The organism is Paraflavitalea devenefica (assembly GCF_011759375.1).
In the GTDB taxonomy this organism is placed as follows: Bacteria; Bacteroidota; Bacteroidia; order Chitinophagales; family Chitinophagaceae; genus Paraflavitalea; species Paraflavitalea devenefica.
On sequence record NZ_JAARML010000001.1, the window covers coordinates 2,271,438 to 2,295,354 of the forward strand.

Annotated in this window: 13 protein-coding genes; 12 read left to right on the plus strand and 1 reads right to left on the minus strand. The window is 49.0% G+C overall.

Going from position 1 to position 23,917, the window contains the following annotated elements; genetic code table 11:
* Nucleotides 1-57 precede the first annotated feature (57 nt).
* From HB364_RS09240 to HB364_RS09285, 10 genes are all read left to right on the plus strand, one after another.
* Nucleotides 58-1,392: a glycoside hydrolase family 88/105 protein gene (locus tag HB364_RS09240; protein WP_167287598.1), complete on the plus strand. Its 1,335-nt coding sequence runs from the start codon at nucleotides 58-60 to the stop codon at nucleotides 1,390-1,392.
* A 41-nt stretch (nucleotides 1,393-1,433) separates the two neighbouring features.
* Complete coding sequence (locus HB364_RS09245; protein ID WP_167287599.1) at nucleotides 1,434-2,756, plus strand: rhamnogalacturonan acetylesterase; 1,323 nt, start codon at nucleotides 1,434-1,436, stop codon at nucleotides 2,754-2,756.
* Nucleotides 2,757-2,846: 90 nt separating this feature from the next.
* Complete coding sequence (locus HB364_RS09250; protein WP_167287600.1) at nucleotides 2,847-5,717, plus strand: glycosyl hydrolase; 2,871 nt, start codon at nucleotides 2,847-2,849, stop codon at nucleotides 5,715-5,717.
* A gap of 43 nt (nucleotides 5,718-5,760) precedes the next feature.
* Nucleotides 5,761-6,195 carry a nuclear transport factor 2 family protein gene (locus tag HB364_RS09255; RefSeq protein ID WP_167287601.1) on the plus strand — a complete coding sequence of 145 codons (435 nt, stop codon included), beginning with the start codon at nucleotides 5,761-5,763 and terminating at the stop codon, nucleotides 6,193-6,195.
* Nucleotides 6,196-6,281: 86 nt separating this feature from the next.
* Nucleotides 6,282-7,280, plus strand: coding sequence for a family 43 glycosylhydrolase (locus HB364_RS09260; protein WP_167287602.1), 999 nt, complete (start codon nucleotides 6,282-6,284; stop codon nucleotides 7,278-7,280).
* 21 nt (nucleotides 7,281-7,301) lie between these two features.
* Nucleotides 7,302-10,151, plus strand: a complete 2,850-nt coding sequence (locus HB364_RS09265; protein ID WP_246228369.1) for a glycoside hydrolase family 2 protein — start codon at nucleotides 7,302-7,304, stop codon at nucleotides 10,149-10,151.
* Nucleotides 10,152-10,167: 16 nt separating this feature from the next.
* Nucleotides 10,168-12,327 (plus strand): hypothetical protein, encoded by a 2,160-nt coding sequence (locus tag HB364_RS09270; RefSeq protein ID WP_167287603.1) that lies wholly within the window; start codon nucleotides 10,168-10,170, stop codon nucleotides 12,325-12,327.
* 58 nt (nucleotides 12,328-12,385) lie between these two features.
* The gene (locus HB364_RS09275; protein WP_167287604.1) at nucleotides 12,386-16,006 is read left to right on the plus strand and encodes a DUF4450 domain-containing protein; all 3,621 of its coding nucleotides are present in this window, start codon (nucleotides 12,386-12,388) and stop codon (nucleotides 16,004-16,006) included.
* Between the two features lie 62 nt (nucleotides 16,007-16,068).
* Nucleotides 16,069-16,998, plus strand: coding sequence for a glycoside hydrolase family 43 protein (locus HB364_RS09280; protein WP_167287605.1), 930 nt, complete (start codon nucleotides 16,069-16,071; stop codon nucleotides 16,996-16,998).
* A 312-nt stretch (nucleotides 16,999-17,310) separates the two neighbouring features.
* Complete coding sequence (locus HB364_RS09285) at nucleotides 17,311-17,634, plus strand: hypothetical protein (protein WP_167287606.1); 324 nt, start codon at nucleotides 17,311-17,313, stop codon at nucleotides 17,632-17,634.
* A gap of 39 nt (nucleotides 17,635-17,673) precedes the next feature.
* Here HB364_RS09285 and HB364_RS09290 read toward each other — a convergent pair whose 3' ends face one another.
* Nucleotides 17,674-20,145, minus strand: a complete 2,472-nt coding sequence (locus HB364_RS09290) for an N-6 DNA methylase (protein WP_167287607.1) — start codon at nucleotides 20,143-20,145, stop codon at nucleotides 17,674-17,676.
* A gap of 238 nt (nucleotides 20,146-20,383) precedes the next feature.
* On the opposite strand from HB364_RS09290, the gene HB364_RS09295 reads away from it, so the two are divergent.
* On the plus strand, nucleotides 20,384-20,848 hold the full coding sequence (locus tag HB364_RS09295; RefSeq protein ID WP_167287608.1) for a hypothetical protein: 465 nt from the start codon (nucleotides 20,384-20,386) through the stop codon (nucleotides 20,846-20,848).
* 343 nt (nucleotides 20,849-21,191) lie between these two features.
* On the plus strand, nucleotides 21,192-23,783 hold the full coding sequence (locus HB364_RS33500; RefSeq protein ID WP_167287609.1) for a rhamnogalacturonan lyase family protein: 2,592 nt from the start codon (nucleotides 21,192-21,194) through the stop codon (nucleotides 23,781-23,783).
* Nucleotides 23,784-23,917: the final 134 nt, after the last annotated feature.

A 23,917-nucleotide genomic window follows, 5' to 3' on the forward strand; every position in this document is an offset into this window, starting at 1 on the left:
AAAGACCGGGATGGTTGAGAAGAGATAAAACATATATTGCACCATATGAATAATTCAATGAAACGTATATTATTTTCCTGCTTGCTTTGTGCAGCACTTCCTGCCTTTGCGCAAAAAGCCAATGATGTAACAGCACCGTTGCATGCCCTGAAAGTAAACTACCCGGTACCTTATGATCCACCTGCTCCTGAAGCGGTGAAAAAAGTACTGGACAGGATATATGATTACCTCGATGCCGTCACGCCTCCGCAATTTATTAATCGTAATTCCGGAGCTGTACTGTCCAGTCTAAGCGGGGCCGATACCAGCACTATCTTCAAGCCCGGCGATTTTCGCCTCACCAGTTATGAATGGGGTGTTACCTATAGCGGTATGCTGCAGGTGGGAGCAGCGACTGGTGATAAGAAATACATTGATTATACAACCCGCCGTATGCAATTGCTGGCAGATGCGGTACCTGTTTTCAAACCGCTCTTTGAAAAATACAAGAACCGTAGCAATCCGCTGCGTTCGGTCATTGACCCGCATGCGCTGGATGATGCCGGGGCTATGTGCGCTGCTATGATCAAAACAGAACGTGCCGGCGCCGTAAAGAACCTCCGGCCGCTCATTGACAATTTCATGCAGTACATCTTTACCAAAGAATTCAGGCTGCCCGATGGTACCCTGGCCCGCAACCGGCCGCATCCCAATACCATCTGGCTCGATGATCTTTATATGGCCGTGCCGGCCCTGGCGCAAATGGGCAAGCTCACCGGTGATCAGAAATATTTCGATGACGCCGTAAAGCAGATCACGCAGTTTTCTGAACGCATGTTCAATAAAGAAAAGAATGTGTATATGCATGGCTGGGTACAGGGCATGCAGGAACATCCGCAATTTCATTGGGCAAGGGCCAACGGATGGGCCATTATGACAAAAGTGGAATTGCTGGATGTATTGCCGGAAAATCATCCCGGCCGCGCCAAAGTGCTGGAGCTGTTACGTGCTCATATAAAAGGGCTCGCGGCTTATCAGTCAGGCTCAGGCTTCTGGCACCAGTTGCTGGACCGCAATGACTCTTACCTCGAAACATCTGCTACAGCCATCTATACTTATTGCATTGCCCATGCCATTCAAAAAGGATGGATTGATCCTGTAGCGTATGGCCCCATGGCATTGTTGGCCTGGAATGCTGTATCTACCAAAGTAAATGATAAAGGACAGGTAGAAGGCACCTGCGTGGGCACCGGTATGGGATTTGAGCCAGCCTTTTATTACTATCGTCCGGTAAATGTATATGCCGCGCATGGCTATGGCCCTGTATTACTGGCTGGCGCCGCTATTTATGATTTATTGCAGAAAAATAAATACAGGATCAACGACAGCGCGCTGCAGTATTATGAGAAATAGAATATAGAATTCAGAATCCAGTATTCAGAATAATACAATGTATGAAACATTTTATAGCACTGCTTGCTTGCCTTACTTCCTTGTTACTGAATGCCCAAACCAATGCCTGGCGCTTTGACCTCGGTACAGGCCCCACTGCTGCCGGTTATACCGCCGTAGGCCCTACCACTTTTTACAATGAACAAACCGGTTATGGCTTTGAGCGCGGAGCCGACCTGATCGCTACTGACAGAGGCGGCAAGGATGCATTGCGCAGTGATTTTATTACCAGTGACCTTCCTTTCCAGTTTTCGGTAAAACTGCCGGAAGGCAATTACAATGTGACTGTTATCCTGGGGGATGCAGACAGTGTCACGGTAGCTACCATCCGTGCCGAATGCCGTCGTATGATGGTGCAACAGGTCACAACAAAGAAGGGAAAGTTTGCCACCGTATCCTTTACCGTGCATGTGCGCGACTCATTGATACAGGGTACCAACCGGAAAGTGCGGTTAAAGCCGCGTGAGCTCAATTACCTGCATTGGGACAATAAGCTTACGCTGGAGTTCAATGATGCCCGTCCTAAAGTGTGCGCCGTTGAAATAACTCCAGTACAGGATGCCATCACGGTATTCCTCGCAGGCAACTCCACGGTGGTAGACCAGGCCGAAGAACCTTATGCTGCCTGGGGGCAGATGATCCCGGCTTTCTTTCAACCGGGTAAAGTTGCCATTGCCAACTATGCAGAATCGGGGGAGGCGCTCAACAGTTTCCTGTCTGCCCGCCGCCTGGAAAAAGTATTGAGTCTTATGAAGCCCGGTGATTACCTCTTCATTGAATTTGGCCACAATGACCAAAAGCAGAAAGGAGAAGGCATAGGTCCTTTTACTTCCTACAAGCGCGACCTGAAATTCTTTATTGATGAAACCCGTAAGAAAGGTGGTATACCGGTGCTGGTTACTTCCATGCACCGCCGCAACTTCGACAGTACCGGGAAAGTGATCAATACCCTGGGTGATTATCCTGCGGCAGTAAGGCAAACGGCTGCCGAAGAAAAAGTAGCGCTTATTGACCTCAATAATATGAGTAAGACTTTATATGAAGCCTGGGGCCCTGATAAAAGTCAGTTGGCCTTCGTCATCTATCCTGCCCGTACCTTCCCGGGCCAGGAGAAAGAGCTAAAAGACAATACTCATTTCAATCCCTATGGCGCTTATGAAATAGCCCGTTGTATTGTACAGGGTATTAAGGATAATAAGCTGGACCTTGCCCGGTACATTAAAAAAGACGTCCGTTCTTTTAATCCTGCAAAGCCCGATGACATCAGGAAGTGGCATTGGCCGCTCAGCCCAAGGATGAATGTGGCAAAGCCGGATGGGAATTAGGAGTTTACAGGATAGGTCAGGATGATTCAATAACTGTAGGGGCCTACTTTAGACATCCGGTAAAACGCTAAATCGTTGCTATATGAAACCATGAAAAAATTATCATTCATTGCCTGTTTGCTTCTTGTTACTGCCGTGCAGGCGCAGATCAAATGGCCAGCCATTACCCAAACTGCCAAACCCTGGACACGCTGGTGGTGGGAGGGCAGTGCTGTCAATAAAGCCGGTCTCAGCGGTTTGATGCGGCAATACCAGGAGGCTGGTCTCGGTGGATTGGAAATAACACCTATCTATGGTGTGCGGGGTGCCGAACAGCAATTCATTCCTTTCCTCTCCACGAAATGGGTGGGTATGCTGGAATATACCTTACAGGAAGCGAAACGCCTCAATATGGGCATCGACATGGCCACTGGTACCGGCTGGCCCTTTGGCGGTCCCTGGGTTACACCCGAAGATGCCTGTAAAAATGTGAACCTGAAAACATGGAACCTCAAAGGAGGTGAACAGCTTACAGAGAAAATTACCTTTACCCAACAACCGCTGGTGCGTACCGTGAGCGGTAAACCGGTAGATATAAAAACATTGACCTGGCCCATTGCTACCAATAAGAACCTGCAGGAATATGCTTTTGACCAGGTACGTTATGAAAAGCAACTGCCAGTGACCCTGTTGATGGGGTATGATGAGCAAGGGAATAGCCAGGACCTTACTGCTAAAGTAAGTGCCGACGGAACACTTAACTGGACAGCGCCTGTGGGCAACTGGACCCTGTATGGGTTGTTCCAGGGATGGCATGGTAAAATGGTTGAACGTGCTGCGCCCGGCGGCGAGGGAGATGTAATAGACCACTTTTCCTTACCGGCCTTGCAACATTACCTGCAATACTTTGATAAAGCCTTTGCCGGTAAAGGTGTAAAAGGCATCCGCTCCTTTTTCAATGACTCGTATGAAGTGGATGATGCGCGCGGGCAAGCCAACTGGACACCGGGTATACTGCAGGCCTTTCAGCAACGGCGCGGCTACGATCTCCGGAAAGAACTGCCTGCTCTCTATGGCAAGGATACCAAAGAGAAGAACGAGCGGGTGTTGAGCGACTACCGGCAAACCATTTCTGAATTACTGCTGGAAAAATTCACTACACCCTGGCACAGTTGGGCCAAAGCAAAAGGGGCGCTCATCCGCAACCAGTCGCACGGTTCACCGGCCAATATCTTAGACCTCTATGGCGCTATTGATATTCCGGAAACAGAAGGCACTGATATCTTACGGTTTAAATTTGCTACTTCCACGGCACATGTGATGGGCAAGCCATTGGCCTCCGCAGAAGCTGCCACCTGGCTCAATGAACATTTTCTGTCTACCCTGGGCGATGTGAAGCTGGCATTGGACAAATACTTCGTTGGTGGAGTGAACCATATCTTCTATCATGGCACCAACTACTCTCCTAAAGATGATCCCTGGCCGGGCTGGTTATTCTATGCCGCCGTACACTTCCATCCCAACAATCCCTTCTGGAAAGATTTCCCAACACTCAATCAATACGTAGCGCGTTGCCAGTCGTTCCTGCAGGCCGGTAAACCGGATAATGATGTGTTATTGTACTTCCCCATCTACGACCGTTTTGCCGAACCGGGCCGCGACCTCCTGCATCACTTCGATGGCATGGAAGGTTTTGAGAACACTGATTTTAAAAACAGCGCTGCCTGGATGCTGGAAAAGGGTTATGCTTTTGACATATTCTCCGATAAGCAACTGCAACAGGTAAAGAACAATGGTACAGGCTTATTGTCGGGTGGTAATGCTTACAAGACCATCTTGCTGGCTGAAACCAAATACCTGCCGCTGGAAACCCTGCAAAAGCTGGTAACATTGGCACAGAACGGCGCCACGGTTATAGTACATAAAACATTACCCGGTGATGTACCTGGTTATGGAACACTTGATAAACGCCAGGCTGCCTTTAAGAACTTGTTGGCCCAATTAAAGTTTACAAGGGCCAATGGTATGCAACAGGCAGTTCTTGGTAAAGGGAAGTTTATACTGGGTGATAATCTTCAACAACTGTTGACCGCTGCGAAAGTACCGCAGGAAACCATGGCAGCACAAGGATTACAGTGTATACGCAGAACGATACCCGGCGGCGGTAAATATTATTTCATTACCAATACGGGCAAGCAACGCGTGGATAGCCTGGTGAACATCAGCACTGCTGCTGACCATGTTGCGCTGTTCGATCCCATGCAGGGAAGGCAGGGAAGGGCGGTTGTGCAGAAAGAGACCGGTGGACAGACCGCTGTTTACCTGCAACTCAACCCGGGCGAAAGTTGCGTGTTGCAAACAGCAGCCAAATCTCCGGGTGGTGAGGTCTTCCCTTATTATGGTGCTACCGGTAAAGCCATTAAGATCGAAGGCACCTGGAATGTGTCATTCATCAGCGGTGGGCCCGTATTGCCTGCAGCTACTACCACTACACAGCTCACTTCCTGGACCGAATGGCCGGGAGAAGAAGTAAAGAAGTTTTCTGGTACGGCTGTCTATAAAATAACATTTGCGGAGCCTGCTGCAGAAACGGATTACTTCCTGCTGGATCTGGGCAACGTACAGGAATCGGCCGAAGTATTCCTGAATGGCAAACGGATAGCCACCTTAATAGGCCCGGTATTCCAAACAGTGATTTGGGCGGGTGATCTGAAAGCCAGTAACCTGCTGGAAATAAGAGTAACCAATGGCATGGCCAACCGCATTGCCGATATGGATAAAAAAGGAGTGGGTTGGAAGAAATTTTACAATACCAACTTCCCGGCCAGGCTGCCGGCCAACCGCGGAGCGGACGGATTATTCACGGCCGTGAACTGGACACCAAAGGCTTCCGGGCTGACAACAGAGGTTACACTTACGCCAATCGTGTTTATAGATAAGCTGAAAATTAAGCAACCGGACCCGTCGCGTATAATAGAATAAAAGCTAATTTGGGGCTATTCTCAACCCGCAAAAAATACATTCTATGCGTATCAAACTAATGAGCTTGTTATTCATGGTAAACCTTATCACTATGACTGTTACAGCACAAAGCAAAGACGAAGCAGCCGTGGCTGCTGCCGTAGAAACACTCCGGCAAGCGATGGTCAGTGGCGAAAAAGCATCCCTGGAAAAAATAGCAGATGATAAATTAAGCTATGGCCATTCCGGCGGTAAGATAGAAGACAAGGCGGCTTTTGTGGAAGCCATTGCCAGTGGCAAATCTGACTTTGTGTCGATTGACCTGACTGAGCAAACCATCACCGTATCGGGCGATGTGGCCGTTGTACGTCACAAGCTGGCCGCACAAACCAATGATGGCGGTAATCCCGGCTCTGTAAAACTGGCCATCCTTACTGTATGGAAAAAACAGGGAAAAGAATGGAAACTGCTGGCCAGGCAGGCAGTGAAATTAGTCTGAACCATGATTTAAAAGATTTATAGGATTAGTAGGAATAGATGCCGGTGAATAGGAAGCACTGCCGATTGCCGGTAAAAAGTATTACCATGAGAGTAGTTTGTATCATTATATTGATTCACTTCAGTTGTTTGGCTTATACCCAGCAGGCCGCTCCCAAACCATTGTACCGCGATCCGGTATATGATGGTGCAGCCGATCCGGTGGTGATCTGGAACCCGGCCATAAAGAAATGGTGGATGTTCTATACCAACCGCCGTGCTACCATGCCCGACTCCTCCGGCGTAAAGTGGGTGCATGGCACCCGGATAGGCATTGCTGAATCGGATGATGGCATTCACTGGAAATACAAGGATACGGCCAATATCAATTACCGGCCCGATGCAGGTTACACTTTCTGGGCGCCGGATATTATAGAACACAACGGTACCTGGCATATGTACCTTACCTATGTGCCCGGCATTTTCGCCGACTGGAACCATCCCCGCAACATTGTGCACTGCACCAGTAAGGATTTACTCAACTGGCAATATGAATCTACCCTGTCACTCGTAAATGATAAAGTGATAGACGCTTCTGTATATCGCTTGCCGGACGGCAACTGGCGTTTGTGGTACAACAATGAAAAAGATGGTAAGTCTATCTGGTATGCCGATAGCAAAGACCTGTACCACTGGGAAGATAAAGGAAAAGCCATTGCTGCAAGAGGGGAAGGACCCAAAGTCTTCCGCTGGAAAGACCAATACTGGATGGTCGTAGATGTATGGAAAGGAATGGATATCTATAACTCTGCCGACCTGTTGCAATGGAAAAAGCAAAACACCCGCATACTGGAAGAGCCGGGTACGGGTGCAGAAGACCAGGCCATCGGCGGCCATGCCGATGTGGTGGTGAATGATGACAAAGTGTACTTATACTATTTCACGCATCCCGGCAGGAGGAAGGATAAACCTGCTCCGCGGGGAAGTGTTGATGATAAACGCACCCTTATACAACTGGCCATGCTGGAATACAAGGATGGTGAGCTCACCTGCGACCGCAATAAGCCGGTATATGATAAGCTGAAGCCAAAGAAGAAGGGGAGATAGTAGAGTTTCTTTCAACACGATATGAATTTTCATCGCACCATAAGCGCCATGCTCTTCATGGCCATTACCGCCACTACAGCCGGTCAGGAAAAAGAGATCAAATACCTCTCCGGCACAGATAAGGATCACACCATAAGCTGGGATTTTTATTGCACCGCAGGTCGTAAAAGCGGCTCCTGGACAACCATACAAGTGCCTTCCTGCTGGGAACAGCAGGGATTTGGGGCTTATAATTATGGACGTGATTATAAAACCTATGGCCGTAATTTCCGCTTTGCGGAAGAGAAGGGCATGTACCGGCACCAATTCACCGTACCGTCAGCCTGGAAAAATAAAGAGGTCTTCATCGTTTTTGAAGGGGCAATGACGGATGCCGAAGTAAAGATCAACGGGCAACTGGCAGGCGCTGTGCACCAGGGCGCTTTCTACCGTTTCAAATACAATATCACCGATAAGCTGTTGGCCGGCAAGCCCAATAAGCTGGAAGTGACGGTAAGCAAAATGTCGGCCGATGAATCGGTGAACAATGCAGAGCGCCTGGCCGATTACTGGATCTTCGGAGGCATCTTCCGTCCTGTATACCTCGAAGCAGTACCCAAAGAGTATATTGATTATACCGCTATAGATGCGCGGGCCGATGGCAGCTTTGCCATGAATATATTACTAAAAAATATCCGGCTGTCCCGGCAACTGACGGCCATCATCAAAGATGCAGCCGGTAAAACAGTAGCTACCATACGGCAACCGGTAAAAGCGAATGACTCGCTGGTAAAACTCACTACCCAGGTAAACAATCCGCAATTATGGACAGCCGAAACGCCTCACCTGTATACGGTGCAGGTAGTGCTGGGCAATGGTACGCAACCCGGCTACCAAACCAAAGAACGTTTTGGATTCCGCACCATAGAAATACGTAAAGGCGATGGTATCTACCTCAATGGTGTGCAAATAAAAATGAAGGGGATCAATCGCCATGTCTTCTGGCCCGAGACCGGTCGTACGGTAAGCCCGGCTATTGACCTCGCCGATATACAGCTCATCAAGGAAATGAACATGAACGCCGTGCGTTGTTCCCACTATCCGCCCGATAAACGTTTCCTGGAACTATGCGATTCACTGGGCCTGTATGTACTGGATGAACTGGCCGGCTGGCAAAAAGCCTACAGCACCAAAGCAGGCGCGCCACTGGTAAAAGAAATGGTGACCCGTGATGCCAACCATCCTTCCATCATCTTCTGGAGCAATGGCAATGAAGGTGGACACAATAAAGAACTGGATGATGATTACGGATTGTATGACCTGAGCAATCGCCCGGTGACCCATGCGCATCATCGTCCCGGTAATACCTTTAACGGTATTGATTGCAATCATTATGAAGATTACTACAGCAGCAGGAACATCCTGAATGGCCCGGATATTTACATGCCTACCGAATTCCTGCATTGCCAGGATGATGGTGGCGGCGGGGCAGCCCTGCATGATTTCTGGGAGCTGCATTGGCAGGCTAAAAAATCGGGCGGTGGTTTCCTCTGGGCGCTGGTAGATGAGGGGATCGTGCGTACGGATTTTAACGGTCGTATTGATGTGAATGGTGTCAATGCACCCGACGGCGTAGTAGGCCCTCACCGCGAAAAAGAAGGCAGCTTTTATGCCATCCGCGAAATATTCTCACCGGTTAAAATACCGGTCACTACATTGACGGCTGATTTTACCGGCAGCCTGCCGGTGGAGAACCGTTATCATTTTACCAACCTCAGCCAATGCCGGTTCAACTGGCAACTGGTCAACTATACCAAACCCTTCAGCGGACAATCCGGCGTTACCATCTTACAAAAGGGTACGGCCAATAGTCCGGCTATTGCAGCCACGCAATCAGGCAGCTTGTCATTAAATCTGCCTGCTGATTGGAAAAACCATGATGCGCTCACTGTCATTGCCATTGATCCCTCCGGCAAAGAGGTCTATCGCCGTAGCTATAACATCAAAAGCAATGAACAGTTGCTGGGCAGTGTGATCTCTACCAATACCGATTCGGTGAACGTGGCAGAGACCGATTCCACCCTGGCCTTACGCTCGGCAGGCATCACCCTTTCTTTCAGCAAGAAGAACGGGCAACTCACCGGCGTTACCAATGCCGCCAGTAATAACCTTTTATTCCGCAATGGTCCTGTATTGGTGGGTGGTGAAGCTACTTTTAGCGCTATCAAACAATCACCCAGTGGTAACAACAGGGTGGTGGAAATTACTTATACCGGTAATCTGAAATATGCCCGCTGGACCATGCACCCCGGTGGATGGGTAAGCCTTGATTATGAATACAGCCTGCAAGGCAGTTATGCATTGGCGGGTATTAGTTTCAGTTACCCGGAGAACTTTGTATTGAGCGCCAAATGGCTGGGCAAGGGTCCTTACCGGGTATGGAAGAACCGCCTGCAGGGTGTTACCAATAATGTGTGGGAGAACATGTACAACAACACCCAAACGGGCAGCTATCCCTGGAACTTTCCGGAATTCAAAGGATATTTTGCTGATATCACCTGGATGGAACTGAATACGGTAGAAGGTAAATTCCTGGTGGCGAGTAAGGATACTGGTTTATATGTAAGGCTGTTTAATTTTTATGGACTGTCGGGCATACAGCCTCATCCGGCACTGCCCGCAGGGGATATCTCTTTCCTCGATGCCATTCCACCGATTGGTACCAAGCTGGCTTTGAACATCAGTACCAATACCACCAACCTGGGCCCGGCGGGTGAGTTTACAAAATTCAACGGTCCGGTAAAACGTACCCTCTGGTTCTATTTCGGTCTGCCCAAACCCGAAGACCAGCGCAGGCAGTTTACCATGCCTTCGGTGAATGATTTATTTTAACTGTAAAAGCAATAGCATGAAGTGGATAGCAATAGGTGTATTATCGTTAACCTGTTACGTGGCCAATGCACAGCAAGCAGCCATTAACCGCAAAGCAGTTGTACAACGCCATACCATTAAGATCAATAAAGCGGATTCCCTGTCATCGCTATCCGTAGGCAATGGCAGCTTCGCTTTTACAGTAGATGTTACCGGCCTGCAAAGCTTCCCGGCTTTTTATAAAGGAGGTGTGCCCCTGGGCACCCAATCCGAATGGGGCTGGCACAGCTTTCCCAATACCGGCAACTATAAATTCGAAGAATCGCTACGTACTTACGAGCTGGAAGGCAAAAAGATCCCTTATCCTGTGCAATGGAAAGAGCCGGAGCGCAATAAAAATGCTGCTGATTATTTCCGCGTCAATCCCCATCGTTTACAATTGGGCAATATTGGGTTCGAGATCATCAAAAAGAATGGTCAGCCTGCTGCTGTGGAGGATATCAAAAACATTGACCAGCAACTGGACATGTGGACCGGTGAGATCAACAGCCGCTTCACTGTAGAAGGTCAGCCGGTGCAGGTGATCACCTATGCGCACCAGCAACAGGACCTGGTGGCCGTGAAGATCGTATCACCGCTGGTACAACAAAAGAAGGTAAAGATTACCCTGCATTTCCCGTATCCCAATGGACAGTTTAAAGATGTAGGGGTGAATGAAGCCAATGCCGATAAGCACGTTACTGAATTGCACAGTAGCCTGTCGCCTTTGAGTGCGTTGCCCGTACCCCGTGGTGAGGTGATAACCATCCGCCACCTCCTTGATACTACCCGATACGTGGTACAATCAACCTGGAAACAACCAGCATCTATCATACAGCAATCACAACACCGGTTTGTGATCACGCCTGAAGGTGGCTCCAATACTTTTGAAGCCAGTTTCCTGTTTGCGTCAAAGCCGTCCCGCGTATCCTTACCCTCTTTTGCCGAAACCGGCAGCAATAGTAAACTGTACTGGGAGCGGTTCTGGAAAAGCGGCGGTGCAGTAGATTTCGCCGGCAGTAAAGACACCCGAGCGCCTGAACTGGAAAGGAGGATCATACTGTCTCAGTATCTTACCAAAATACAATGTTCCTCGATCTATCCGCCACAGGAAACCGGACTTACCTACAATAGCTGGTATGGTAAGCCGCACCTCGAGATGCACTGGTGGCATGCTGTTCATTTTGCCTTGTGGGGCAGGATAGAACTGATGGAAAAAAGCCTCGACTGGTATGCTACGGTGGCTGATGGAGCTAAAGCCATTGCGCGCCGGCAGGGCTTTGAAGGCCTGCGCTGGCAGAAAATGACCGATCATGCCGGTAATGAATCACCCTCTTCGGTCGGTTCTTTCCTCATCTGGCAGCAACCCCATTTTATCTATATGGCGGAGCTGAGCTACCGCGAAAGAAAAGCAAAGCAGGTATTGGAGAAATACAAGGACCTCGTCTTTGCCACCGCCGATTTTATGGCTTCTTTCCCTGCTTATGATCCCGCAAAGAAGAAATACAACCTGGGTAAGGGGCTCATTCCTGCCCAGGAATGCTTTGATGCTGTAACTACCTTCAATCCTACCTATGAGCTGGCCTACTGGCACTGGGCGTTGAATATAGCGCAGCAATGGCGGCAGCGGCTGGGATTACCCCGTAAGCCGGAATGGGACAAAATAATTAACAACCTGGCCCCTTTACCACAAGCCAATGGAGTGTATCTTGCTACTGAAAGTACGCCGGATTGTTATACTACCGAACGCTATAAAACAGACCATCCGGCTGTATTGGCCACTTATGCTTCCATTCCGGGCAGCAATAACCTGGATACAGTTGTCATGAGAAATACATTCGATCTGGTGTGGAAAGTCTGGAAATGGGAAGATACCTGGGGTTGGGATTTCCCCCTCACGGCCATGACAGCTACCAGATTACATATTCCTGAGAAAGCCATAGACGCCTTATTCCTACCAGTACGAACAAATACCTATCTTGTAAATGGCCATAATTACCAGGATGAACGATTAACGATTTACCTGCCGGGCAATGGTGGTTTATTAAGCGCTATTGCGTTGATGTGTGCCGGGTCTGATGCAGATACTACCCGTAATCCGGGTTTTCCGAAAGATACCTGGCAGGTGAAGTGGGAAGGATTGCGGAAGATGCCTTAGCGAGACAAGTGGTAAATAACGAGTGGCAAGTAGCTATTCACGATTCACGTATTTCCCCATGATACGTATTCTATATATCGCACTGATTCTGACGGGCCCCTTAACTGCTAACTGTCAACTGTCAACTGCCACTCCCTGGCATGGCAAGGAGCGTACTATTCATTACCGTCCGGAAGGAAAAGATTTTGTTACTACCAATGGCGCCTTGCGGTTCAACCGTGCCCTGTATGGCGGCAACACCGCTTTCCGGGTAGAGGCCGGCGACCTGCCTGAGTTTGCCCTGTATCTGCCGGGCATGGGTGGTAATTGTAAGCTGGGCATGATAGCCGGTAACAACAGTAAATGGCTTACGGAGGCCAAAAATATCAAGGCCATTTACCGCCCCGGCGCCATGCTGTATGAAATAAAAGATCCCTTACTGGGAGCAGGGACATTACTGGTGACCGTCCTGGCAACGTACGACCAGGAAGCCATGATCATACAGGTGGTTCCAAAAGGCATTACCACCACCATTCAACTATTCAGTGCTTTTGGCGGCGTAACCGGTAAAAAGTTCTCCCGTGATGGAGACATTGGCGCCGATCCTGAATCCTCTTTTTATTTACAACCTGCTTATTGTGTCAATAATATTTATGACATCCAGGCCAATGGCTTTACTGTCCGGTTTGGGGAAGGAGGAGCCAAAAAACTGGAAGGTGTTTTTCCCACCGGCATGTCATTGCATGCTGCCCATGCAGGCCGGCAACAATCACCGCTGGTACTGGACCGCGCTGCTGCCGTTGCCGATACAACATTGATAGGTGGAACAGTGCCGCTGAAGAAAACAGATACCCTGTATTTCATGGTACGCCAGCCCGGCAAGGAAGCCACCGCTATCAACTATACTGAATTACCGGCTGTGTTTCGTACAGCAGAAGCGGTCCGTAAAAACCTGGCTGCAAGAATACAGGTTAATACGCCCGATCCTTATATCAATACGCTTGGCGGAGCATTGAGTATTGCTGCCGACGCCATCTGGGATGATCCTACTTATATGCACGGCGCTGTGGCCTGGCGCATGCGCCTGCCGGCCTGGCGGGGCGCTTATGCGGCTGATCCATTGGGCTGGCACGATCGTGCCCGCACGCACTTCAGCAGTTACGCTTTATCGCAGCTCACTTCACCGCTTACAGCTCCTGTAGTGGCAGATACTGCCCTGCACCTGGCCCGTCACCAGGAGAAGATTGGTAATGCCCTATTCAGCAGTGGTTATATCTGTCGCAATCCCAATGGCGATATACGTCCGCATCACTATGATATGAACCTCGTGTTCATAGACCAGCTTTTTACTCATTTTTACTGGACAGGTGATACGGCTTATATCCGGGAAATGTGGCCGGTAATAGAGCAGCACCTCGCCTGGGAGAAAAGAAATTTTGATGGGGATAACGATGGCCTGTATGATGCCTATTGTTGTATCTGGGCCAGCGATGCCCTGCAATACAGTGGCGGCGGTGTTACCCATTCTTCGGCCTATAATTACAGGGCCAATACCCTGGCGGCGCAATTGGCCGGCATAGCAGGAAAAGAGGGAACCCCTTATCAACAGGAAGCGGCTAAAATTTACGGGGCTATTCACCGGCAACTCTGGTTGCCGCAGGATGGCTGGTATGCAGAATACAAAGACCTGCTGGGGCGGAAAATGGTGCACCCCGCTGCAGGCCTGTGGACCATTTACCATGCCATTGATTCCAAGGTACCGGATGCTTTCAAAGCCTGGCAGTCGCTGCGGTATATAGATACAAAGATCCCGCACATACCGGTGAAGGCAAAAGGAATAACAGGCAACCATTATGTATTGTCCACCACCAACTGGCAGCCCTACACCTGGTCTATCAACAATGTAGTCCTGGCAGAGAACCTGCACACCTCCCTCGCTTACTGGCAGGGCAACCGGGCCGAAGATGCCTACCGGTTATGGAAAAGTGCTTTGGTGGAAAGCATGTACATCGGCGCCAGTCCGGGTAACTTCCAGCAACTGCCTTTTTATGATGCCATACGGGGCGAATTGTACCGCGACTTTGCCGATCCCGTGGGTATGGCGGCCAGAAGCCTGGTAGAAGGATTGTTTGGTGTACAACCCGATGCCCTGCACGATACGCTCACCATACAGCCCGGTTTACCAGCGGCCTGGAACAATGCTTCCCTGCAGGTACCCGACCTGCAATTTGATTTTGAACGGGATGCCGTCAAAGATCAGTATACCCTTGTTCCTGCTTTTGCGCACAACATGCACCTGCGATTACGCGTGCGGATGCGTAAGACAGGTATACAAGCAGTAACAGTAAATGGAAAAGCAACCACTTGGAAAGTGAAAGAAGCCATTGGTGAACCCCTGTTGGAGATAACCGTACCAAAGCAATCACGCTACTCGATTAGCATTACCTGGAAAGGAGCCACACTGCAAAAAATACAAAACGATAGTTCGTATGTAGCTGGTGAACCATTAACACTTACTGGCGGCGCGGCGCTTGTACAGGATGTGTACGATCCGCAGCAGGTGTTGAATAAACCTTCCGTTAGCAATAACAGAATGCAGGCAACCATATTGCCTTCTTATGGTGATAAGACTGTTTTTGTGCGCCTGCGGCAGGGTGATGCCAGTTGGTGGCAGCCGGTTTGTTTTACCGTAAAGCCGCCTGTTGTTATCATGCCCCTGGCAAGGCAGGATTCTACCGGTATCTATTTTATCGTACGTAACTATACAACAGCCGTGAAAGGCACGCTGGTTATCAATCCCGGTCCACGCATGATCCGCATGCCCTTGGAAATAACAGCCAGGGGTGTTTCGCCAACGGTACATATTCCGGCGCAGTACCTGATTACCGGCAGTAACCAGGTGCAGTTTGAATGGGGAAATAATAACCGGGTGAGCACCACCATCCTTAACTGGAGCATTCCTTCCATCGGTATTGCCTTTGAAAAAATTGATCTTTCTGCACAACTGAATGCGCGGGTTACCAAAATATTTGAGCAGGTGTACCTGTCGCCCCGTCCTGTATCGCCTACGCTGCAATTACCCACGCAGGGTATCGGCAACTGGTGTTATCCACTGGTGCAGCCGGTAATCAATGATGAGGGGCTGCGCAGGTTGGCCAGCAACAACAATGAGTTGAATCTCGATCAGCATATTCCTTTTGCTACTCCCGGCGATACCAATGCCAACAATATCCTGTTTACATCGCAGTGGGACAATTATCCCGACTCTGCCGTCATTGCTTTATCCGGCAGGGCCTCCCACGCTTACCTCATCATGGCGGGCAGCACCAATCCCATGCAAAGTCGCCTGGTGAATGGGGAGGTGCGGGTGCAGTATACCGATGGATCGGCTGATACGCTGGCACTGAAGAATCCGCAGAACTGGTGGCCCATTGAGCAGGATTATTATACGGATGGCTATGCCTTTACAACCGATGCACCCACGCCCTTGCGGCTCTACCTCAAAACGGGCCACATTGGCACTACGGCGCCGGAATATACCACCATTAAAGGTTTCAGCAACCGTGCCATTGATGGCGGCGCCGCCACCATCCTTGACCTGCCACTCGATGCCGGCAAAGAATTAAAGTCGCTCAACCTGCACGCCCTCGCCAATGATGTCGTGATCGGATTAATGAGCGTGACGCTGGTGAGGAATTGATAACTCTAAATCCTACACTTTATTTATCTTGCCTTACCTGTAACTTAATCATGCAGACCTATATGAAGAAGATCCTTATTGCTTGTTGCTTGCTTGTTCAAACCGCATTCCTTGCTGCACAATCCTCAGATCCCGTCTACTTCTTTTCTTACTTCAAAGGCAATGGCGAAGATGGCCTGCACCTGGCTTATAGCTATGATGGATATAGCTGGACTGCTCTGCGGGGCGATAGCTCTTTTCTGAAACCCACGGTGAGTAAGGACAAATTGATGCGCGACCCCTGCATTGTACGCGGACCCGATGGCACTTACCACATGGTATGGACGGTGAGTTGGAATGAGAGAGGCATTGGTTATGCCAGCTCCACAGACCTGGTGCATTGGAGTGAACAGCAATACATTCCTGTGATGGAACATGAGCCCACAGCTCGCAACTGCTGGGCGCCGGAGATATTCTATGATGCCCGCAAAAAAGAATACATGATCTACTGGGCCACTACCATTCCCGGCCGCTTCAGCAATGGAGATACTGCCGGTGATGATAAATACAATCACCGCATGTATTATGTGACCACCAAAGACTTTAAAACCTTCACTCCCACGAAGCTCTTGTACGATAAAGATTTCAATGTAATTGACGCTACCATTCAGCAGAACGGTAAACAATATGTGATGTTCCTGAAAGATGAAACCAGGAAGCCACCGCAAAAGAACCTGCGTGTAGCTACCAGTAAAAACTTAACAGCCGGCTATAGTTCTCCTTCTGCTCCCATCACCGGTAAATATTGGGCGGAAGGGCCTACTGTTATCAAGATCAATGGCAACTGGATCGTTTATTTTGATAAATACACCGAACATAAATATGGTGCTGTTCAATCACCCGACCTGCAACACTGGACAGATATCTCTGATAAGGTCAGCTTTCCCAAAGGTACCCGGCATGGCACGGTGTTTACCATCACAAAGGAAGAGTTTGCAAGACTGAACCCGTAATCCCGTCAGGATGCCGCAGGACAGCCACACCATCTTCCCTGCAAAACTTTCAGTTTAAAAACATTACCATCGAAGCGGGAGGCTGCTTTTATGGTTCGATCATCCACCTATCATCAACCTGCCATCCTGGGGTCATCTTAGGGTCATCCTAGGGTTTTCCTGGGGTTTAAACCTTAGGAAAACCCTAAGAAAACCTGAAGAATACCTGAAGGGTACCCTAAAAAGGCCGAACCAAAGTCGAACCAAAGTACTATCTTAGTACTACCTTAAGGCTCCCTCGAATAGTAGCATAAAACAGTAAAACAACTTTTTATGGCTATCAGTAAAAATCTATTAGTGGGAAAACTCTCCGGTCACCTGGCCAAACAGATCGTATTCAAGCAATACGGCGATAAAACGGTGGTTAGCAGTTATCCCAATATGAGCCGCCGCAAGCTCAGCCCCAAGCAACTACGTGTTAATACAATCATGGAAGAGGCCAATTACGAGGCCAAAAGGATTATGGCCGATGAGGCATTGCGACATGAAGCACAGGTACGGCTAAATGTAACCAGCAATAAATTATATACTTCGCTGATAAGGGAGTATTTTAAGACTATGCAGGCAAACAAGGAAACTACTCCTAAAAAGAAGTGACTCCTTTCGTTTGCATCGCAAGGGAAAAATCGTTACTGCTTAAGCTGAGTAGGTTGTGTTGACGAGATGTAAAATATCCCTGTCAGCTTCTTCTATGCTTTTTCTGCTGGCGGCTTTGGCATAAACAGCCTCTTTTAGCTTATTGCCGATCTGGTTTTGTATTTCCTGGTTGGGCAAAATGATCTGTATCTTTTTCAGATCGGAAGAGCGGATACTTTGAAGAATGGAGCCGCTGGCTATTCTTTCCAGTTGCATTTGTCCGTATTGGGAATTCAGGAAGGAAACGATGTAATAGGGATTGACTTCTTTTTGAATGGTGATATTGATCAGGAAACCGGAGGCAACACCGCCCACCAGGTCGGGTGGGATATTGGCTGCAATGCCGGAATTACCAGCCCTGGTCATTACAATGGAATGTTCATTGACCGTATTCTTGATCACTTCTTTATCCGTCTTTAAACACTGTTTAATATACTTCAGGTTCTCAAAGTCAATCCCCTCTTTGGTAATGCTGCTTACCAATATATAAGGGATGCCTTCATTTTTGGCTGTATAAATGGATGCATCAGAGATATTGGCGCCGTTGTGTACCTTCTCAATAATCTTTTCAAACGCTATTACGGCATGGGTGGTACTGTTTATCTTCAACAGATTGTCAACGTATTTTTGCAGGTAACGCCTGGCAATGAAACTGGGTTCCAGTACCGACTTATCAATGAAAAAGTTGTGCCCGTCTGATTGTTGGGTAGCGTAGTGGTTAAATACATGAGTAATATCATCTTCAGGGATAGGCCGGCCTTTCTTATCATGCCCGCAATGTTCATTCAGGGAGATGAACACTTTATCACTTTTTGCCTGCCTGCCTTTTTGGATAAAAAGAACGCTTGTCTTGATCGTCACATGCGGACAGAAAGTGATAAATGGCAGGTCAACAATGGCAAACAGGCTTCCTTTTTCAAGTATGTAATTCCTTACATATTCCTGCTGCTCATTGCCCAAGATGCCATCGGGCAATACCATGGCCATTCTTCCGCCCTCTTTCAATAACTCAAAGCACCTTTCAATAAACAGCACCTGCGGCTCTTCCTGCTCTTTCAGTATACCGGTCTTATACCATCGCCCGGCTGATGTATCATATTTCCATTTATACCCCAGTTCATATTGTTGTAGCTTATCCTTGCCGGTTACCGGGATCTTACTTCCGAAAGGTGGGTTGGTAATGATCACATCAAAACTGCCCCATTCCACGCCAACCTGTGTTGCCTTTTTCCAGGCGGCGGGTCTTTCGAGACTGTCTTCACAAAATATACCGGTGGCGCCATCACCTACCAAATTCATATAGGCTTTGGCCACCTTGCTTAAAAAATAGTCTTTGTCAATGCCCCGGAAATTGTTGACGGCTATCTCCCGCTTCCTTTTTTCTATTTGGTCTTCTTGCCAACCCAGTTGAGTATACTTTTTTGCTGCTTTGGCCCATACGTACCGGAGAGCATCAACCAGGAATCCGCCGCTTCCGCAGGAGGGATCAATGATCTTATCCGTTTCAGCAGGATCTATCATATCCACGATCATCCGTACCACATTACGGGGCGTGAAGAACTGTCCCTGGCCTCCTTTCAGTGCATGACCAATAAAGACTTCGAAAGCATCGGCAATCACATCCCTTTCACTATTCATCAGCGAATAATTTTGCAGCTCGCCTACCACATACACGATAGAAGCGTTATCCAAAGTAAGCTTGTCTTCGGCTTCGATCACCTCCTGCCTGTTGACCTTAACTTCCTGGAAGAGTTCCATGATACGCTGTACAATAGCTACTTCTTTTTCATGGATACCTGCTCTGAACCGCACCATGTCATGGGGGGCGGTGTATTGCTCATCGTATAGCTTACAAAATATCAGGTTGATCAATTGCCGGGCCAGCACTTCATCGCGGGTGGCGCCGATGGTATTGGCGGCAAGGTAATTGCGGATGGCCCTGAAAATGGCTTTCAGGTTGTGGGTGGTTTTCAGGTCTTGCCGCCTGAACCTGCCAATATCTTCCACCCGCTGGCCGGCCAGGGGAATATTGGGAATCTCCTGGAAAATAATTTTGCCGCCCTTTTCAAGTTTCCTTAGGAATAGCCTTTCAGCACCGTTGAACCAAACGCCCAGTTCTGCAGAGGAGTGCTGCAGGTAATCTTCCAATTGGTCGCGGCCATCTTTCCGGCTCTTTTTCCTGCATTCCACCACCATGCAGAGATCCTGCTCTTTCTTTTTATGATTGGAAAAAACAGCTATATCAGGAAAGGATTCTTTGGGTGCATCCGGTGACTTTGCTTTATTCCGCATCTGCGGACGGGTTTGCAACTGCTCTTTGGAATAACCATAGTCTTCCACCAACTGCCTGGAAAACACCTGCACAGCTTCCACCTCTGCCGGTGTTTCTTTCACCAGCTCCCCTGAAATAAAGTCCGTTATATAACCTTCTTTCACAGCAGGCGGCACAGCAGGGCGTTTTGATGGATTCATATTTTTCCCAATCTGTACTAAAGATATTTCTAAACATAGAAAAAACCAGCACTAACTTTAATGTTATAAATTGGGCAACGGTTACAGATAGGTGGCAAGCAGCAATGGATCTGTGAAGCCAAAAAACGCAAGCAACAGGTTATATTCCCAATAATAAGTTAAAAGCATTGCTTGCTGTTTACCTCTTTTCCGGAAACAAAAGCCTTCTTATAATTTAATAAAGAATATTTATATATACATGAAAGTTCTGATCTCCTTTCTGCTGCTATCAGCCGCGCTATTATCTTCCGCACAGGACGGATCGGATATATGGTATATTCGTGTCCAGGCCCTGGACACATCCTATCTGCAGGAATTTGCTCACCTGGACTTCTACCGGCGATCATTCCATGGCTCTCCACTTGATACGGTTAGTATACCTGTCAACGGAAAACCGGTGAAATTTGTAGAGCGCAGAAAAGACAATGGTTTCAATAACTGGTTTATAGAGCAATACCTGGAATCGCTGGAAATGGTGGACAAGGTGAAATTGCGCATTGAAAAATGCCAGCTCAAAGAGATTAGAGCTGATTCGGTTTTAGTGATCAACTACTTTGCCTGTTATGATGCCCATAATAAACGATTGGCTGACCAGGCATTTCAGCAGCAATGCTGGTTCAAAAAAGATATAATCACAGAAGTATTGATACACCGGGAAAGATAGGCCGCCGGCAACAGGGGCGATAGAGGAAAGTGTTTGTTGTATATCAAGAGCAAAGTACCCGGAACTGTATGATTAACTTGCGATGATCTTTCTCCATGACGGTACAGGATAGCCAACAGTTAGCATTATTCTAAATTTATATGCTTGCATTTGCTAATAATAAGACTGCATACAACATGCAGGTACTCTCTCCGGTTTTTTAACTCTCCCCGGGGCATTATCAGCCTGTTATTTTAGCCGTGAAAATAAATCCAGGATGTGAATCTGGTTGTTGCACGCTCGACTGTTGACGCTTTTACGTCAGCGGCCCGGACCTCGTTTTCTTTAACCAAACATAAGCCATATGAAATGTTCTCTACTGTGTGCTACACGGGGTATTAGCTTGCGCCCCGGGCAACACCGCTTTGCCAGGCTCCTCAGCCGGAAGCTATCCTTCTTTCTCTGCTGTTTATTGATCAGTTGTGCATTGCATGCCCAGTACCAGATGGAGTACCTGGGCAGAGGTGTGGTGGCTGTACGCACCAGCAGCAGCCAGGTATATGTAGGCTGGCGTATGCTGGGTACCGATCCCTCTGGTATTGCTTTCAACGTGTACCGGGGCGCTACGAAGATCAATGTTTCACCCATCACCGGTTCTACCAATGTGGTGGACAATGTGAGCACCAATGACACCTATACCGTGCGGCCGGTGATCGGTGGTGTGGAACAGACCGCTTCTGCCGGAGCAGGCGTTACTACACAGACCTACCTCAACGTGCCGCTGCAAATACCGGCTGGCGGTACCACACCCAGTGGCGAAGCCTATACCTACACTGCCAATGATGCCTCTGTAGGCGACCTGGACGGTGACGGCGAATATGAGATCATATTGAAGTGGGACCCTACCAATGCCAAAGACAATTCACAAAGCGGCTATACCGGTAATGTGTACATTGATGCCTACAAGCTCAATGGTACCCGCCTGTGGCGTATTGACCTGGGCCGTAATATCAGGGCCGGCGCGCATTACACACAGTTCCTGGTGTATGACTTTGATGGCGACGGCAAGGCCGAAATGGCCTGCAAAACAGCCGATGCTACCCGCGATGGCGCGGGCACTTATATCGGCAGTTCTTCTGCCGATTACCGCAATTCCAGCGGCTATGTGCTCACCGGACCGGAATTTCTCACGGTATTCAATGGACAAACAGGTGCAGCCATGGCTACCACCAACTACCTGCCTGCAAGAGGAACGGTATCCTCCTGGGGCGATAACTATGGTAACCGCGTAGATCGTTTTGTGGCCAATGTAGCCTACCTCGATGGTCAGCGTCCCAGCATGGTGTTTGGCCGCGGTTATTATACCCGCCTGGTGCGTGTGGCCTGGGACTGGCGCAATGGCCAGCTTACACAACGCTGGAATTTTGACAGCAACAATTCCGGCAACAGCGCCTATGCCGGCCAGGGCAATCACCAGGTAAGTGTAGCCGATATTGACGGCGACGGCAGGCAGGAAACCATCAATGGTTCCAGCGCCATCAATGATAATGGTACCGGTTCCTGGGCCAATGGTATGGGCCACGGCGATGCCCTGCATGTAAGTGATATGGACCCCGACAGGGCCGGACTGGAAATATGGCAGCCTTATGAAAGTCCGGGCAGTAATGGGCAGGTAGGCGCCGCCCTGGTGAATGCCGCCAATGGTGCAAGGTTGTGGACTGTTGCAGAGGCCAGTGCCGATGTGGGCCGCGGACTGGCAGCAGATATTGATCCGCGTTATAAAGGATATGAATGCTGGGCTTCCCGTGGCGGATTGTATACCTGTAAAGGTGTACAGATAACGACTACTAAACCCTCTATCAACTTTGCGGTATGGTGGGATGCCGATCTTTCCAGAGAACTGCTGGATGGCACCACCATTAGCAAATGGAATTACAGTTCTTCTTCTGTAAGTACGCTATTATCGGCCAGCGGCACCGCCTCCAACAATAGCACCAAGGCCACGCCGGCATTGAGTGCAGATGTATTGGGCGACTGGCGCGAAGAGGTGATCCTGCGAGCTTCTGATAACAGCGCCTTGAGAATATACACCACTACGATACTGGCCACCAATCGCATCTACACCCTCATGCACGATCCACAATACCGCATGGCCATTGCCTGGCAGAACACGGCTTACAACCAACCGCCGCATCCGGGCTTTTACCTGGGTACCGATATGAGTGCACCACCCACGCCCAATATTGTGATGGTGGGCGCACCGCCACCAAGTGGTAATAGTATTACGATACAGGAAAACACCACCGGTTTCTGCAGTGTGGATGGAACAGTAGATAATAACAATGCCGGCTTTACGGGCACTGGTTTTGCCAATGGCAATAATGCTGCCAATGCTGGTGTAAACTGGCGTATTACCACCCCTGCTGCCGGCAGCTATAACCTCAACTGGCGCTATTCCAATGGAGGTGGCGCCGACAGGCCTGCGCGATTATTGGTGAATGGCAGTACGGCTGTAGCCAGCATTGGTTTCCCGGCTACTGCCAACTGGACCACCTGGACCAATGTATCAACCAATGTTTCCCTGCCGGCTGGTACGGTGAACCTGCGCCTGGAAGGTATCAATGCTACAGGCCCCGCCAATATTGATAACCTTGTTATAACAGGCAATAACCCGGCAGCGGTGAGTTGCACCGGCGCCAGGATCGCCCTGAGCGATGTACATGCTGCGGACGAACGCATCAGGATCGCTGTGTATCCCAATCCTTCGCCCACTGTGTTTTTCTTAACAGCGCCGGGCGCTTTCCATTATGAAGCCTATGATGCAACAGGACGACTGATTGAGAAAGGGAAAGGACAAAATAAAGTACAGGTAGGAACTGCCTGGGGTGCAGGATGGTACCTGGTGAAGATTATACATAATGATAAAACCATTTCGACGAAGGTGACGAAGCAGTGATGAATGGCAATCGGCAAATGACGAGTGGCGAGTGGTTCTTTGTATCACTCGCCACTTTGCTTTTCAGAACAGTACAGGATGGACAACCCCGCAAGCCACACTACCTTTTCAACGTCAAAAACGGCGCTGATCAT

Coding starts and splice junctions, on each gene's coding strand:
- HB364_RS09240 (WP_167287598.1), top strand. CDS start 58: ATGAAACGTATATTATTTTCCTGCTTGCTTTGTGCAGCACTTCCTGCC.
- HB364_RS09245 (WP_167287599.1), top strand. CDS start 1,434: ATGAAACATTTTATAGCACTGCTTGCTTGCCTTACTTCCTTGTTACTG.
- HB364_RS09250 (WP_167287600.1), top strand. CDS start 2,847: ATGAAAAAATTATCATTCATTGCCTGTTTGCTTCTTGTTACTGCCGTG.
- HB364_RS09255 (WP_167287601.1), top strand. CDS start 5,761: ATGCGTATCAAACTAATGAGCTTGTTATTCATGGTAAACCTTATCACT.
- HB364_RS09260 (WP_167287602.1), top strand. CDS start 6,282: ATGAGAGTAGTTTGTATCATTATATTGATTCACTTCAGTTGTTTGGCT.
- HB364_RS09265 (WP_246228369.1), top strand. CDS start 7,302: ATGAATTTTCATCGCACCATAAGCGCCATGCTCTTCATGGCCATTACC.
- HB364_RS09270 (WP_167287603.1), top strand. CDS start 10,168: ATGAAGTGGATAGCAATAGGTGTATTATCGTTAACCTGTTACGTGGCC.
- HB364_RS09275 (WP_167287604.1), top strand. CDS start 12,386: ATGATACGTATTCTATATATCGCACTGATTCTGACGGGCCCCTTAACT.
- HB364_RS09280 (WP_167287605.1), top strand. CDS start 16,069: ATGAAGAAGATCCTTATTGCTTGTTGCTTGCTTGTTCAAACCGCATTC.
- HB364_RS09285 (WP_167287606.1), top strand. CDS start 17,311: ATGGCTATCAGTAAAAATCTATTAGTGGGAAAACTCTCCGGTCACCTG.
- HB364_RS09290 (WP_167287607.1), bottom strand. CDS start 20,145: ATGAATCCATCAAAACGCCCTGCTGTGCCGCCTGCTGTGAAAGAAGGT.
- HB364_RS09295 (WP_167287608.1), top strand. CDS start 20,384: ATGAAAGTTCTGATCTCCTTTCTGCTGCTATCAGCCGCGCTATTATCT.
- HB364_RS33500 (WP_167287609.1), top strand. CDS start 21,192: ATGAAATGTTCTCTACTGTGTGCTACACGGGGTATTAGCTTGCGCCCC.